Origin of the sequence: Pantoea septica (assembly GCF_002095575.1) — a bacterium.
Taxonomy (GTDB): Bacteria; Pseudomonadota; Gammaproteobacteria; order Enterobacterales; family Enterobacteriaceae; genus Pantoea; species Pantoea septica.
This window is the reverse complement of sequence record NZ_MLJJ01000009.1, coordinates 88,019-102,153: the sequence shown is the minus strand read 5'-3', so window position 1 is coordinate 102,153 and position 14,135 is coordinate 88,019. Positions and strand designations below refer to the sequence as shown.

General features: G+C 65.6%; 14 protein-coding genes and 1 pseudogene. 1 reads left to right on the top strand and 14 read right to left on the bottom strand.

What is annotated here, in order from left to right; all coding sequences use genetic code 11:
* Positions 1–36: 36 nt before the first annotated feature.
* The gene (locus tag HA46_RS07105; RefSeq protein ID WP_084883257.1) at positions 37–2,613 is read left to right on the top strand and encodes an ATP-binding protein; all 2,577 of its coding nucleotides are present in this window, start codon (positions 37–39) and stop codon (positions 2,611–2,613) included.
* On the opposite strand, the gene phnE (HA46_RS07100) is transcribed toward HA46_RS07105, so the two are convergent.
* From phnE (HA46_RS07100) to phnF, 14 genes and pseudogenes are all read right to left on the bottom strand, one after another.
* Entirely contained in the window at positions 2,567–3,451 is an 885-nt protein-coding gene (gene phnE / locus HA46_RS07100; RefSeq protein WP_033791423.1) for a phosphonate ABC transporter, permease protein PhnE, read from the bottom strand. The genes HA46_RS07105 and phnE (HA46_RS07100) overlap by 47 nt on opposite strands.
* Complete coding sequence (gene phnE, locus HA46_RS07095; RefSeq protein ID WP_084883254.1) at positions 3,448–4,308, bottom strand: phosphonate ABC transporter, permease protein PhnE; 861 nt, start codon at positions 4,306–4,308, stop codon at positions 3,448–3,450. Before phnE (HA46_RS07095) ends, phnE (HA46_RS07100) begins: the two co-directional genes overlap by 4 nt.
* 261 nt (positions 4,309–4,569) lie before the next feature.
* Complete coding sequence (gene phnD, locus HA46_RS07085; RefSeq protein WP_033791426.1) at positions 4,570–5,496, bottom strand: phosphonate ABC transporter substrate-binding protein; 927 nt, start codon at positions 5,494–5,496, stop codon at positions 4,570–4,572.
* A gap of 26 nt (positions 5,497–5,522) precedes the next feature.
* Entirely contained in the window at positions 5,523–6,353 is an 831-nt protein-coding gene (gene phnC / locus HA46_RS07080; protein WP_084883251.1) for a phosphonate ABC transporter ATP-binding protein, read from the bottom strand.
* Positions 6,354–6,436: 83 nt separating this feature from the next.
* Positions 6,437–7,208 (bottom strand): annotated as a pseudogene (gene phnP, locus HA46_RS07075) (phosphonate metabolism protein PhnP).
* A complete protein-coding gene (gene phnN, locus HA46_RS07070) occupies positions 7,205–7,741 on the bottom strand; it encodes a ribose 1,5-bisphosphokinase (RefSeq protein WP_033791429.1) in 537 nt (178 codons plus the stop codon). The pseudogene phnP and the gene phnN overlap by 4 nt, the downstream one beginning before the upstream one ends.
* On the bottom strand, positions 7,741–8,877 hold the full coding sequence (phnM, locus tag HA46_RS07065) for an alpha-D-ribose 1-methylphosphonate 5-triphosphate diphosphatase (protein ID WP_084883248.1): 1,137 nt from the start codon (positions 8,875–8,877) through the stop codon (positions 7,741–7,743). Before phnM ends, phnN begins: the two co-directional genes overlap by 1 nt.
* Positions 8,874–9,578 carry a phosphonate C-P lyase system protein PhnL gene (phnL, locus tag HA46_RS07060; protein WP_143807598.1) on the bottom strand — a complete coding sequence of 235 codons (705 nt, stop codon included), beginning with the start codon at positions 9,576–9,578 and terminating at the stop codon, positions 8,874–8,876. The genes phnM and phnL overlap by 4 nt, the downstream gene beginning before the upstream one ends.
* A 14-nt stretch (positions 9,579–9,592) precedes the next feature.
* Positions 9,593–10,354: a phosphonate C-P lyase system protein PhnK gene (gene phnK / locus HA46_RS07055; protein ID WP_033791432.1), complete on the bottom strand. Its 762-nt coding sequence runs from the start codon at positions 10,352–10,354 to the stop codon at positions 9,593–9,595.
* Positions 10,344–11,192: an alpha-D-ribose 1-methylphosphonate 5-phosphate C-P-lyase PhnJ gene (locus HA46_RS07050; protein ID WP_033791433.1), complete on the bottom strand. Its 849-nt coding sequence runs from the start codon at positions 11,190–11,192 to the stop codon at positions 10,344–10,346. The genes phnK and HA46_RS07050 overlap by 11 nt, the downstream gene beginning before the upstream one ends.
* Positions 11,185–12,261: a carbon-phosphorus lyase complex subunit gene (locus HA46_RS07045; protein WP_084883244.1), complete on the bottom strand. Its 1,077-nt coding sequence runs from the start codon at positions 12,259–12,261 to the stop codon at positions 11,185–11,187. The genes HA46_RS07050 and HA46_RS07045 overlap by 8 nt, the downstream gene beginning before the upstream one ends.
* On the bottom strand, positions 12,261–12,836 hold the full coding sequence (gene phnH, locus HA46_RS07040) for a phosphonate C-P lyase system protein PhnH (RefSeq protein WP_084883241.1): 576 nt from the start codon (positions 12,834–12,836) through the stop codon (positions 12,261–12,263). The genes HA46_RS07045 and phnH overlap by 1 nt, the downstream gene beginning before the upstream one ends.
* Positions 12,836–13,282, bottom strand: a complete 447-nt coding sequence (gene phnG, locus HA46_RS07035) for a phosphonate C-P lyase system protein PhnG (protein WP_033791436.1) — start codon at positions 13,280–13,282, stop codon at positions 12,836–12,838. Before phnG ends, phnH begins: the two co-directional genes overlap by 1 nt.
* Positions 13,282–13,995 carry a phosphonate metabolism transcriptional regulator PhnF gene (gene phnF / locus HA46_RS07030; RefSeq protein WP_084883238.1) on the bottom strand — a complete coding sequence of 238 codons (714 nt, stop codon included), beginning with the start codon at positions 13,993–13,995 and terminating at the stop codon, positions 13,282–13,284. Before phnF ends, phnG begins: the two co-directional genes overlap by 1 nt.
* Positions 13,996–14,135 lie beyond the last annotated feature (140 nt).

Sequence of the window (14,135 nt, the reverse complement as noted above, 5' to 3'; positions counted from 1 at the left end):
TACTCGCCTCAGTCACGGCGGGCGCGGAGGCGCGGTATGCGGCATCAACATCCCTGGCAGGCGGGCGCGCGCGGCCGCCTGCTGCTGTTTAATCTGCTGGTGGTATGCGTCACGCTGATGGTGAGCGCAGTGGCGATACTCGGCTTTCGCCATGCCGGACGCATTCAGGAGCAGGCGCAGGCGCAAACCCTGAGCGATATGAGCGCCAGCCTGGCGCTGGCGCGCGATACCGCCAGCGTCGCCACCGCGGCGGTGCGCCTGTCGCAGGTGGTGGGGGCGCTGGAGTATCAGAGCGAATCGCAGCGCCTGCAGCAGAACCAGCAGGCGCTGCAGCAGTCGCTGACGCTGCTCGCCTCGGCGCCGCTCGCGGCGCGTCAGACGGCGCGGGTGGCGCGCATCCGCGCGCGCAGCCTGATGCTGGAGCAGACCATCACTCAGCTGCTGATCAACGGCCATCAGCGTCATCTACAGCGCAACGCCCTGCTCAGCGGCCTGTGGCAGTCGCAGCTGCTGCTCGATCATATCAACCAGCTCGCCGCGCGACGCGGCCCGGCGGCGGCGCTGCGGCAGCAGACCGAGCGGCTGCTGGCGGCGGCGATCCGCACGCCGTCGCCGGTCGCGGTGGTCGACCAGCTGCAGCAGGTGATGACGGCGTGGCGGCAAGATTCCGGCGATGCGGTGCTGGATGAGAAAATCGCGCGCCTGATCGCCACCCAGCAGTCGCTGCGGCCGCTGGCGGATCGGCTGGCGGAGAACGATCTGGCTATCGCCTATTCCACCTACCGCATCAAGGCGCTGGTGGCGGCGCTTAACGACGATATCACCGCCTGCGTGCAGCAGGTGGCGCAGCAGAGCGAAATGCGCAGCGCGGAAACCCACCGCGAGCTCAACTCGGTGATCCTGTTTATCGTGCTGTTCGCCCTGCTGGCGCTGGCGATCACCGGCTATGCCGGGATCTATATCTATCGCAACCTCGGCTCCAGCCTGACCGCCATCGCCGACGCCATGACGCGGCTGGCGCAGGGAGAGAAGCGCGTGGCGGTGCCGGGCCTTCAGCGGCGCGACGAACTGGGCGACCTGGCGCGCGCCTTTAACGTTTTCGCCCGCAATACCGCCTCGCTGGCGCACACCTCGCGACTGCTGAAGGAGAAGAGCAGCCAGCTCGAATCGACCTTTCTCGCCATGCGCGACGGCTTCGCGCTGTTTGACAACCAGGGCCAGCTGGTGGTGTGGAATGCGCAGTATCCGCAGCTGCTGGGGCTCTCCGGCGAGGCGCTGCACCGCGGCCTGCACTATCGCCAGCTGCTGGGACGGGTGGGCGTGGATCTGCAGCATCCGGGCGAGCCGCAGGAGGTGCGGCTCGCGGATGGGCGTACGCTGGAGCTGCGCTTCAGCCCGGTGCCGCGCCGCGGCATCGTCAACACCGTGCTGGAGCGCACCGCGCGCAAGGCGCTGGAAGAGGCGCTGGTGCACAGCCAGAAGATGAAGGCGGTCGGCCAGCTGACCGGCGGCATCGCGCACGACTTCAATAACCTGCTGGCGGTGATTATCGGCAGCCTGGCGCTGACCCAGGGCCAGCTGCCGCCGGGCAGCCTGGCAAGCCGCATTGAACGGGCGCGTCAGGCGGCGGATCGCGCCGCCCTGCTCACCCAGCGTCTGCTCGCCTTCTCGCGCAAGCAGGCGCTGCATCCGCGCGCCGTCTCCGTGACGCAGCTGGTGGACGAGCTACAAAACCTGCTGCAGCACTCGCTGCTGCCCGGCCAGCGCCTGACGGTCGAGGCGCAGCGGCCCGGCTGGCTCGCCTGGATCGACGCCAGCCAGCTGGAGAACGCGCTGATGAATCTGGTGGTGAACGCGCGCGACGCCATGCAGCAACGAAGCGGCGAGATACGTCTGCGTATCGCCAGCCAGCGACGCGAGCAAGGAGAGCGCGTGATGATTGAGATGATCGACCAGGGCTGCGGCATGACGCCGGACGTGCGGGAACAGGTATTCGAGCCTTTTTTCACCACCAAAGAGACCGGCAGCGGCAGCGGCCTTGGACTGTCGATGGTCTATGGCTTTGTGCGGCAGTCCGGCGGCCAGATCGAGATCGACACCGCGCCGGGCCGGGGAACCACCGTGCGCCTGCTGCTGCCGCGCGCGCCTGAAAGCGCGGTCGCGTCGCCGCCGGCGCAGCCGGTCGCCCCGCCGACGCCGCGCGACAAGCTGGTACTGGTGCTGGATGACGAACCGGCGGTGCGTCAAACGCTGTGCGAGCATCTGCACCAGCTCGGCTACGTCACGCTGGAGTGCGCCAGCGGCGAAGAGGCGCTGGCGCTGCTGCGCCAGACGCCCGATATCGATCTGCTGATCAGCGATTTGATGCTGCCCGGCGGCCTGAACGGCGCCGAGGTGATCCGCCAGGCGCAGCAGCAGTGGCCGCAGCTGGCGACGCTGCTGATCAGCGGTCAGGATCTGCGCCTGCAGCCGGTAGCGCTGCCGCTGTGCGAACGGCTGGCGAAACCCTGGCAGAGCGCGCAGCTGGCGCAGGCGCTGGCGCGCGCCTGGCAGCGCAGCGAACGGCTCAGTCGCGCGCGGCAGGCTGCCAGAGCGGCACCGGCTTCCCGCTGATATAGCGCCGGCGCAGGCGGCTGGAGAGCGCATCCATGATCATCACCACCGCCACGAGGATCAGGGTTAAAAACATCACGACGTCCCAGTTCCACAGGCGCATATTCTCGGCGTAAACCAGCCCGACGCCGCCCGCGCCGACAAAGCCCAGCACCGCCGCCGAGCGGGTATTGGATTCGATCTGATAGAGGCTAAGCGCCAGGAAATGGGGAAACGACTGGGTAAAGATGCCGAAGCGGTGCTTTTGCAGGCTGTTGGCGCCGACCGCGCTCAGTCCGCGGCTCGGCGAGCGCTCTACCGCCTCGTGTCCTTCCGAGTAGAGTTTGCCCAGCAGGCCGACATCCTGCATCACAATCGCCAGCACGCCCGCCAGCGGCCCCATGCCGACGGCGCGGACGAATATCAGCCCCCATATCGCCATATCGATGCCGCGCAGCAGATCGAGCAGGCGGCGCACCGCCCAGGCGATCGGCCGCGTCGCCCGGGCGTGCATCACGTTGCGCGCGGCGAGAAACGACAGCGGCAGCGCGATAATCGACGCGGTCAGGGTGCCGGCGAAAACGATCGCCAGCGTGACGCCGATTTGCGAGAAGTAGTAGCCGAACGGCCAGTTAATAAAATCGTGCCAGACAAACATGCGCAGAAAATAGCGGCCGAGCTGCTGCGCGCCCATCGCGGCGCGGCCCCATTCGATGCCGTAGAATTCAAAGAAGAACAGGTAGTAAAGCAGGATAGCGACCGCCGCCAGCGCGAGTCGGCGCAGATAGCGCTTCTGCGCCGCGAACAGCGCCGGATTTTCCTGCCTGATTTTGCCGATGTCCGGCGCCAGCGCTATCATGCGGAACCCTCCACGACGCGGCGGCGCAGCCGGCCGGAGCAGGTGTCCAGCAGCGATACCACCACGATAATCAGCAGCAGCGTGATGCTGACCTGATCGTAACGATCGAGTTTGATATTGGTCATCAGCTCCTGGCCGATGCCGCCTGCGCCCACCAGCCCCAGAATGGTTGAGGAGCGAAAGTTGATCTCCAGCCGCATAAAGCTGTAGGAGAGAAAGATCGGCTTAACCTGCGGCCAGAACGCGAAGCGCATGCGCTGCAGCTTGCTGGCGCCGCAGGCGGCCAGCCCGCGCACCGGCTTATCGGAGGCGCTCTCAATCGCCTCGTAGAAGAGTTTGGTCAGGCTGCCGACGGTGTGTAGCGCCAGCGCGAGAAAGCCGGGAATAGCGCCAATGCCGAACGCCATCACGAACATCACCGCCCAGGCCAGCTCCGGCATGGTGCGAAGAAATGCGACAAAGGCGCGAATAGCAAAGCGCAGGCTTGCCGGGGTGCGGGTGTTGTCGGCGGCGAAAAACGCCAGCACCGCGGCGATGCAGACCGCCACGATAGTGGAGGCGAGCGCCAGCTGCAGCGTCTCCCAGATCAGCGGCAGCTGAAAATGGAGGCGGTAGCCCCAGTAAGCGAGCGATCCTTCGGTCTTTACGCCGTTAAACAGCGTGGAAAGGTGCAGCACCGGCAGCGTTTGCCACAGGTAGTCAAAGAAGTGCGGCATCGACGTCCAAAGCGTGGTCAGGCTGAACTCTGACATTTTGCCTGCCAGCAGGTAGAGCGTCACCAGCACCAGCGACCAGATCAGCGTATCGCGTTTCTGCTGGCTGCGGATGCGTTGGTAGTAGCGTTCGAAGTCAGTCAAAAGAAGATTCCTGCGTAATAGAAGAAATTAACCGAGCGGGCAACAGGCCGATTCTCAGGCCGCAGAACAGCTTCTTCAGCGGGTGACAGGCAGAGAAGAGCAAAGCGTCCCGCGCCATGGACAAAAACGCCGCGCGTTGGCCCGGTAACGGGCGCACCTCAAGGATGAGGTGCGTATCCGCGCGGGACGAGCCGGCAGGGATGCCTTCCCTGCGTCTTTGCGATCTCTTGCTGTCACCCGCGTCAGCGCCGGGCATCGACCTTAGCCGCGCTGTCCTTTCGCCAGATCGCGCTTCATATCGATGATATTCTGATAATCCGCCACCGAGGCCGGGCCGATATGCTGCGCGCCGCCCACCGCCTTCACGAAGCAGGCGTGCTGCTCTTTATCCAGCTTCTGAATCGTCTCGACCACTTTCTGTTTGAAATCGGCCGGCAGTTTATTGCTCACCAGCAGCGGACCGTTCGGGATCAGCGGCGACTGCCAGATAATGCGGATCTGCTTCATCAGATCGGGGTGATCCATGCGGATCAGGCGACCGAAAGCGCCGGAGCTGTAGCCGCTGTTGTAGTCGCCCACCAGCGAGCTCCAGGTCACCGCGCCGTCAAACTGATTGTTCAGCACGCCGAGAATGTCCTGCTCGTGGCCGCCGGAAAAGGTGACGCTGGAGAAAAAGCCGTTGTACTTGTCATCGACGCTGCCGCCAAACGCTTTCTTAAAGGCCTGGTTCGGCATCAGGAAACCAGAGGTTGAATCGGGATCGGCCATGCCGAACGATTTGCCCTTCAGATCCTCCAGCTTCTTGTAGGGGCTCTCGTTTTTCACGATTACCACCGAGTGGTAGCCTTTTGAGCCATCTTTGTCGTCTACCAGAATGCCCACGATATCCACGGCTTTGGGATCCTGCAGATAGACCGAGGCGTAAGAGGCGGGCGACATGCTCAGCACCATATCGATCTTGCCGCCCAGCAGTCCCTGAATGACGCCGGCGTAGTCGGAAGAGTTGCGCAGCTTCGTATCAACGTTGAGCGCTTTATCAAAAAAATCCTTTACGCACTGGTTATCGCCGATCTGCTGGGTGGCGTTCTGCCCCCCGAGAATGCCCAGATTCAGCTCTTTCGGCGCATCCGCCGCGTTCACGCCAAAGGTCATTACGCTGGTCAGTAACGCTAATAAAGTCAGTTTCATTCGAGGTTTTTCTCTTGCCGTGGGAGTTAGTGGAGCTGGTTGATTTCATCGCCGTACAGCTGCTGCAGCAGACTGTCGGTCAGGTGCGCCGGATGGCCGTCGAACAGGACTCTGCCGCGCTGAATGCCGATCACGCGCGAGCAGTAGCTTTTCACCAGCTCAACCGAATGCAGATTCACCATCACGCTGATGCCCTGCTCGCTCACCTGGCGCAGAACATCCATGATGCGTTTGGTATTTTTGGGATCGAGCGACGCCACCGGCTCGTCGGCCAGCAGGATTTTCGGGTTCTGCATCAGGGCGCGACAGATGGCTACGCGCTGCATCTGTCCGCCCGACAGGTTCTCGGCGCGCTGCAGCGCCTGCGGCAGCATATTCATCCACTGCAGCAGTTCGATGGCGTGGGCGCGGTCGCTGTCGGAGAAGAGTTTAAAAAAGGATTTCAGCGTCGAGGTCTGGCTGAGACGGCCCAGCAGCACGTTGGTCAGCACGTCGAGCCGCGGCACCAGACAGAAGTCTTGAAAAATCATGCCGCATTCGCTGCGCCACTGGCGCAGCTGGCGGCTGTTGAGCGCCAGCAGATTGCGCTGCGCCTCGCCGTCGCGCAGGCTGTACACCGCGCCTTCCGAGGCGTCGATGGTGCCGTTGAGCATATGCAGCAGCGTCGATTTGCCTGCGCCCGAGCGGCCGATCACGGCGACCATTTCTCCCGCATGCAGATCAAAACTGACGTTGTCCAGCACGCGGTTCTCGCCCCAGCGCTTGCCCAGACCCTGCACCGACAGCACTTTCTCTCTGTTCTGGCTAAGCGGCGCGCTGCTGTTGTCCACCACCGTTCTTAACAGTGCCTGTGCCATGATTCACTCCGTATGCGTTGACAAGGGGTAAGTTGACGCCTATTAGGGCCCGGCGTGATGACTCTCTGATGACAGTGAGGTGATCAAACGGTGACAGGGTCGTCCGGGCTCAGGGAGAGCGTCATGCCGTCGGCGGCGGCGGATACAGATTCCGGCAAGCAGTTGTTTGCTAACCAGTTATCCATCTGATGCGACAGGTGGGTCAGCCACGCGTGACGCGGGGCGAGCCGGTCGACAATCGCCAGCGCGCGCGTCAGATCGTTATGGTTGCGCGCAGCAGGAGACGGCGGATCGTTGCAGTCGATCACCAGCTCATCAATGCGCTGGCCGGTGAGGAAATCCTCGGTGTCGGGCGGCAGGCCGCAGGTGTCGCACAGCCAGGCGAGCCGCGCGCCGTGCCAGTCGAACAGGTAGCCGTGCGTCAGCTTCGAGTGCTGCAGCGGCAGCGGCGTCACCTGCAGCGCGCCGAAAAGATGGGGCACGAAGGGCGTCAGCGACGGGCGGAAATCGAGCAGGCCGGGATGCTTAAAGAGATCGTCGCAGCCTCGCTCGTCCGGCGGCCCCCAGACCGGGGATCGCCTCGCCTGCGCCCCAGCGCAGCGCGAACAGCCCCTGCACATGATCCATGTGGTAGTGCGTCAGCAGAATGCGCGACAGCTCGCCGGGGGCGAAACGCTCCGCCAGCAGCGGCAGCCCGGCGTCAAGCAGGATGCGCTCGCCGCCCGCCTCGATCAGCGCGCTGCACGGCGCGCGTCGCCGTTTCCTGTCGCCGCGCGCCCGTAAGCAGGCGGCGCAGTCGCAGCCGAAAAGCGGCGCGGCGGTCACCCCGCCGGTGCCGAGAAATGTCAGCTTCATAAGAGCGGCTCCAGCAGCTGGCGCAGCTGCAGCAGGGTCTGCGACAGCGCGCCGTTGTTATTCAGCAGGCGGCAGCCCGCCGGCAGCGGCTGCGCGGCGCGATCCAGCCGTCGCGCGATCTCACTTTCGCTCTCCCGCCCGCGCAGGCGCAGACGCGCCGCCAGCACCTCCGGCGACACCGTCAGGCAGAGCGGCAGCAGCCGCGCGCCGTAGCGCGCCTGCGCCTGCGGCAGATGGTGGCGCGAGCCGTTGACCAGCACGTCGTGACCGCGTTGCAGCCAGAGATCGATCTCCAGCCCAAGACCGTAGTGCAGACCGTGCGCCGTCCAGTGCAGGGCGAACAGCCCCTGCGCCGCACGGCGCGCGAACGCCGTTTCGGTCAGGGCGATATGGTTCTCGCCCCCCGCATCGGCCGCGCGCGTGATGTAGCGATGGGCGATCAGCAGATTCGGCGGCGGCGCTTCGCGCAGCGCGTTGAGCAGGCTGTCTTTGCCCGAGCCTGAGGGCCCGATAAGCCAGATCAGGCGCGCCATCAGTAGACCTGCCTGCCCTGCGCCCAGACAGAGCGAATATGCGGATGGCCGTGGTCGGTATGCGCCAGCACCAGATCGGCGCGGCGGCCTTCGGCAATCGCGCCGCGATCCGCCAGGCCGAGCGCGCGCGCCGGATTGCGCGTCACCAGCGCCACCGCCTGCGGCAGCGCCAGCGGGTTGCGCTCGTCGGCGGCGAGACGAAACGCCGCGTCGAGCAGCGACGCCGGATAGTAGTCGGAGGAGAGAATATCGAGCAGCCCCTCCGCCGCCAGCGCCCAGGCGGCGACGTTGCCGGAGTGAGAGCCGCCGCGCACGATATTGGGCGCGCCCATCAGGATCTGCATCCCTCTGGCGCGCGAGGCGCGCGCCGCCGCCAGCGTGGTCGGGAATTCGGCAATGGCGCTGCCGACCCCGTGCGACTCCTCTACGTGCGCCTCGGTGGCGTCGTCGTGGCTGGCGATAGCGATGTGGCGCGCGCGGCAGAGCGCGGCGATCGCCTGACGGTTCGGCTGCGACCACTGCGCCGCCAGCGTCAGCTGCTCATGCTCGAAGGCGTCCATCTCCTGGTCGTTGAGCGCGTATTTGCCCTGGTAATATTCGCGGTACTTCTCCAGCGAGGCGTACTGGCGCTGACCCGGCGAGTGATCCATCAGCGACACCAGCGACAGCTCCGGCGTGCCCATCAGCGCCTCGAACAGCGGCAGCGTGGCGTGGTGCGGCAGCTCGCAGCGCAGATGCAGCCGGTGTTCGGCGCGGTTCAGCCCTTTGCGGTTGCTGCCGCGAATGGCGTCGATCATTTTGCTCAGGTTATCGAGCCGATGGCCGCCGTCGCGCACGTCGCCGACGCCGATGGCGTCCAGCACCGTGGTGATGCCGCTGGCCACCATCAGCGCGTCGTGGCTGCTCATCGCCGAGTGGGCGGGCCAGTCCACCTTCGGCCGGGGAGCGAAGAACTTATCGAGGTTGTCGGTATGCAGCTCCACCAGGCCCGGCAGCAGGTAGCCGCCCTCGCCGTCCAGCGCGCCGGGCTGGCGGCTCGGCGTTTCGCTGAAGCTGGCGATCAGGCCGTCGCGCATCTCCAGCGATCCCGCCACCAGCTCGTTTTCCAGAATCAGTCGGACATTGTTGATAATCATGCTTCCGCTCCGCTGTTGATCGGCTGCATGACGTGCAGCCGATCCGCCACCCGTTCGCGCACCGCCTCATCGTGAAAAATGCCGACGATGGCCGCTCCGCGCGCGCGCGCCTGCTCAATCAGCTCCACCACCGCCGCGCTGTTGGCTTTATCCAGCGAGGCGGTCGGTTCATCCAGCAGCAGCACCGGATAGTCGGCGATAAAGCCGCGCGCGATATTGACGCGCTGCTGCTCGCCGCCGGAGAAGGTCGAGGGCGCCAGCGACCAGAGGCGCGGCGGCACGTTGAGCCGCGTCAGCAGCTCTTTCGCGCGCTTCTCGCAAAAGGCGCGCTCTACGCCGCGCTCCAGCAGCGGCTGCATCACGATCTCCAGCGTCGGCACACGCGGGATAACGCGCAGGAACTGACTGACCCAGCCGAGGGTGTCGCGGCGCATCGCCAGGATCTGGCGCGCCGGGGCGTGCGCCATATCGACCCACTCGCTGTCGTGACGCAGCCAGATATGGCCGCTGTTGGCCTGGTAGTTGCCGTAGAGCGCGCGCAGCAGCGTCGACTTGCCGCTGCCGGAACGGCCGTGCAGCACCACGACTTCGCCCTGCGCCACCTCAAGCGAGGCGTTCTGCAAAACCGGCAGCTCGACGCCGCTCTGATTGTGCAGCACGAAGGTTTTACACAGATTCTCGACGCGCAATTGTATGTTCATGCGTTTATCCGTCATTAGTTGAGCACCGATGAAACCAGCAGCTGGGTGTAGGGATGGTGCGGATCGTCCAGCACGCGGTCGGTCAGGCCGCTCTCCACCACGCGGCCCTGCTTCATGACCAGCAGCCGGTGCGCCAGCAGGCGCGCCACGCCGAGATCGTGGGTGACGATAATCACCGCCAGGTTCAGCTCGCGCACCAGGGTGCGCAACAGATCGAGCAGCCGCGCCTGCACCGACACGTCCAGCCCGCCGGTCGGCTCGTCCATAAACACCAGCTTCGGCTGGGTGACAAGGTTGCGGGCGATCTGCAGGCGCTGCTGCATGCCGCCAGAAAAAGTGGTGGGCAGATCGTCGATGCGGTTGGCGGCGATCTCCACTTCCTGCAGCCAGCGGCCCGCCTGGGCGCGGATGTCGCCGTAGTGGCGATTGCCCACCGCCATCAGCCGCTCGCCGATATTGCCGCCCGCCGTGACCTGCGCGCGCAGTCCGTCGAGCGGGTGCTGATGCACCACGCCCCATTCGGTGCGCAGCAGGCGGCGGCGGTCGCTCTCCGACAGCGCGTAGAGATTGCGCTGGTTATAGAGAATGTTGCCCTGCTGCGGCGTCAGGCGCGCGGAGAGGCTGCGCAGCAGCGTGGTTTTGCCGGAGCCGGACTCGCCGACGATGCCCAGCACTTCGCCGGGATAGAGATCGAAGCTCACGCCTTCGAAGCCTTTGCCCGGCGCGTAGAGGTGCGTCAGGTTATTAACCGCAAGCAGCGGCTGTTCACTGTGCATGTTGCTGTTCCTGCTGCTGGTGGCAAAAATCGGTGTCGGAGCAGACGAAGAGGCGCGTGCCCTGGTCATCCATCACCACCTCGTCGAGATAGCTGTGGCGCGAACCGCACAGGGCGCAGGGTTCCTCCCACTGCTGCACGGTAAAGGGGTGATCCTCGAAGTCGAGACTTTCGACTTTGGTAAAGGGCGGCAGCGCATAAATGCGCTTTTCACGGCCCGCGCCGAACAGCTGCAGCGCGGGCATCATATGCAGCTTCGGGTTGTCGAATTTCGGGATGGGGGACGGGTCCATCACGTAGCGATCGTTGACCTTTACCGGGTAGGCGTAGGTGGTGGCGATATGGCCGTAGCGCGCGATATCTTCATAGAGCTTCACCTGCATCACGCCGTACTCCTCCAGCGCGTGCATCGTGCGGGTTTCGGTTTCGCGCGGCTCGATAAAGCGCAGCGGCTCCGGGATCGGCACCTGAAAAATCAGGATCTGATCCTCCTCCAGCGGCGTCTCCGGAATGCGGTGGCGCGTCTGGATCAGGGTGGCGTCGGTGGTGCGTTCGGTGGTCGCCGCGCCGCTGACGCGCTGGAAAAAGCGGCGAATCGAGACGGCGTTGGTGGTGTCGTCCGCGCCCTGGTCGATCACCTTCAGCACGTCGGCATCGCCGATGACGCTGGCGGTGATCTGAATGCCGCCGGTGCCCCAGCCGTAGGGCATCGGCATCTCGCGTCCGGCAAACGGCACCTGATAGCCGGGGAGCGCCACCGCTTTCAGGATGGCACGGCGGATGGCGCGCTTGGTCTGCTCGTCGAGATAGCCCGGGTTATAGCCGCTCAGTTCAGCCATGGTTGCGCTCCTGATGATCCTGACGCAGGCGCTTCAGCAGCGCCAGCTCCGCCTGAAAATCGACGTAGTGCGGCAGTTTGAGGTGGGAGACGAAGCCGGCGGCCTCGACGTTGTCGGCGTGCGCCAGCACGAACTCCTCGTCCTGCGCCGGGCTGGTGACGCGCTCGTCGTGCTCGCGGGTTTGCAGCGCGCGATCCACCAGCGCCATCGCCATCGCCTTGCGCTCGGCGCGGCCGAACACCAGGCCGTAGCCGCGGGTAAAGTGCGGCGCCGCTTCGCCCTGCGTGGTGAAGCCGTTCACCATTTCGCATTCGGTCAGCAGCACTTCGCCGATCTCCAGCTCGAAACCGAGCTCTTCCGGGCAGATGCTGACGCTGAGGTAGCCGGTGCGGATCTCGCCGGCGAAGGGATGGGTGCGGCCGTAGCCGCGCTGGGTGGAGTAGCCGAGCGCCAGCAAAAAGCCCTCGTCGCCGCGTACCAGCTGCTGCAGGCGCGCCGCGCGCGACGCCGGATAGCCCATCGGCTCGCGGGTGATATCCACCGGCTCGCTGCCGTCGTCGATCTCCCGCGCCGCCAGCCCTTCTTCGCTCATCATGGCGAACATATGCGGACAGCGCGTCGCCAGCGCCTCGTCGCCGCGCGGCGCAGCCGGCACCTCGCCGTTGGCCAGCAGCGTGAAGTCGAGCAGGCGGTGGCTGTAGTCACAGGTCGGGCCCAGCACCTGGCCGCCAGGCAGATCTTTATAGACGGCGGAGATGCGGCGCTCAAGGCGCATCTCGCCGGTCGCCAGCGGCGCGCTGTCGGCCAGGCGCGGCAGCGTGGTGCGGTAGGCGCGCAGCAGGAAGATCGCCTCCACCAAATCGCCGCTCGCCTGTTTTATCGCCAGCGCCGCCAGCTCGGGATCGTAGATGCCGCCCTCGGTCATCACGCGGTCGACCGCCAGCCCGAGCTGCTGCGCCACCTGATCGCAGCCCAGCTCCAGTACCTCGCGCGCCCCGCGCCGCAGGTCCGCCTGTAGCTGATGAGCGTTGGCAATCGCCTTTTCGCCCCCTTTCACGGCTACGTACATCAGCACACCTCCACGCGGGTGGTGCGCGGCAGCGCCATCATCGCTTCGCCGCAGGTGAAGATGAGATCGACCCCCTGCGGAAAGGGATGCGGACGGTTGCGCAGGTAGTCCAGCACGCTCTCCGGCAGCTGCGGCGCGATGGCGCGCGACTCGCGCAGGCCCGGCCCGGAAAGGCGCAGCGTCAGCCCGCCGTTGAGCGACGGTACCTCAATAATCAGCGTGGTGCTCTTTTCCGGCGCGAGGTTGTCGCCTGCGGCGAAGTCAGCCGGACGCGGGCTGCTGGCGGCCTGGCTCAGCGCAAAGGGCGCGTCTCGGCTCTCGCTCAGCGGCGCGCCGGTATGGAAGCGCAGGTTGCTGCGCAGGATCTCGTTATCGACCTGCGGCTCGATCCAGAGCGGGCTCTCCTGATCCACCAGCGTCAGCAGCACCGCAGTCGCGGCGGGCGACAGCGCGCCCCAGCCCTGCGCCAGCGGCAGCGAGACCATGACGCCCGGCTCGCTCATCGCTTTCAGGATGCGGCGGAAGGCGCGCTGCGCATCGGCCACCGGATGGTTAAAACTAGCCAGTAATGTCATCAGTTATCTCCGCGAACCAGCGTAAAGAAATCTACTTTCGAGCTGGCGATCTCGCGCGCCCGCAGCTGGCGCTGCTCCTCGCGCAGGGCCGCCAGCGGCGTTATCACTTTTTCGCTCAGCAGCGCGTGGGTCTGCGGCTGCTGCAACAGCGCGTCAATCAGGGCGCAGCGCTCGGCGTGCGCCTTGTCGCGGCCCAGCACATAGCTGTAGCCGAGCGTGCCGTCCTCGAGCTGCACCACGGCGCGCGTCACGGTGGCGTCGCCCATCACGAAGCGCTTGCCGCTGGCCCCCATGCGCGCCATCAGCCGCGTGAGGCCGATTTCCGCCGGTCGGATCAGCGAGAAGCGCGGCGCGAGGCGCAGCGCCTGCCAGTGCTGCGCCAGCGCCGAGGCGCTGCTGTGCGCCAGTACCGACAGCCACTGCTGTCGTTGCGTTAAGCTTTCCATCAGTGCTCCAGGGTCAGTTCGATCATGTCGCCGCGCGTCAGGCTGACGGAGTACTCCGCCAGCGCGCCGTCGCGGGTTTTATTCAGGGTGCGCACGCAGAGCAGCGGGGCGTGCAGCGCTATCTCCAGCAGGCGGCACTCTTTCGCCTGCGCGCGGCGCGTGCTGATGCGTGTCTGGCTGCGCGCCAGCTGGTGGCCGCCGTGCTGCTGCAGGAAGTCGTGCAGCGAACCGCTGCTGAAGCGCTGCAGCGCCGGCCACCAACTCAGATCGGGCAGAAAGTGATTAATCACGCAGACCGGCACGCCGTTAACCCGGCGCAGGGTGCGAAGATGGATCACGCTGTCGCCTTCGACCACCCCCAGCGCGCTGGCGACGTCGCCGCTGGCGGGACGCAGCACCGCCAGCAGCCGCTCGCTGGTGGGATGGCTGCCCTGCTCCATCAGGTTCTGGCTAAAGCGCGCCTGCGCATGCAGCGGATAGTCGTAAGGCCGCATCAGCACCAGGATGCCGACGCCGTGGCGGCGCTGCAGCAGACCTTTATTGACCAGTTCGTCCACCGCGCGCCGCAGCGTGTGGCGGTTTACCTCATAGCGCTCGGCCAGCTGTTGCTCGGAAGGCAGATAGTCGCCGCTGCGGTAGTTCTCCCGCAGCGCCTGCTCCAGCTGCGCGGCGACGGCCTGATAAACAGTGGTCGGATGTCTGGATATCTCCATCTTGAACAGATCCTCAACCTTGACTGAGTGGGAAGCGCAGCGATAAGTCCGGCTGCGTGTTGGCCACTACCTTGACCTGCACAGATGACAGGATGGTGACCGTGCAGTGACGCGACGATGAATTCCGCCCGAAGGCGTCG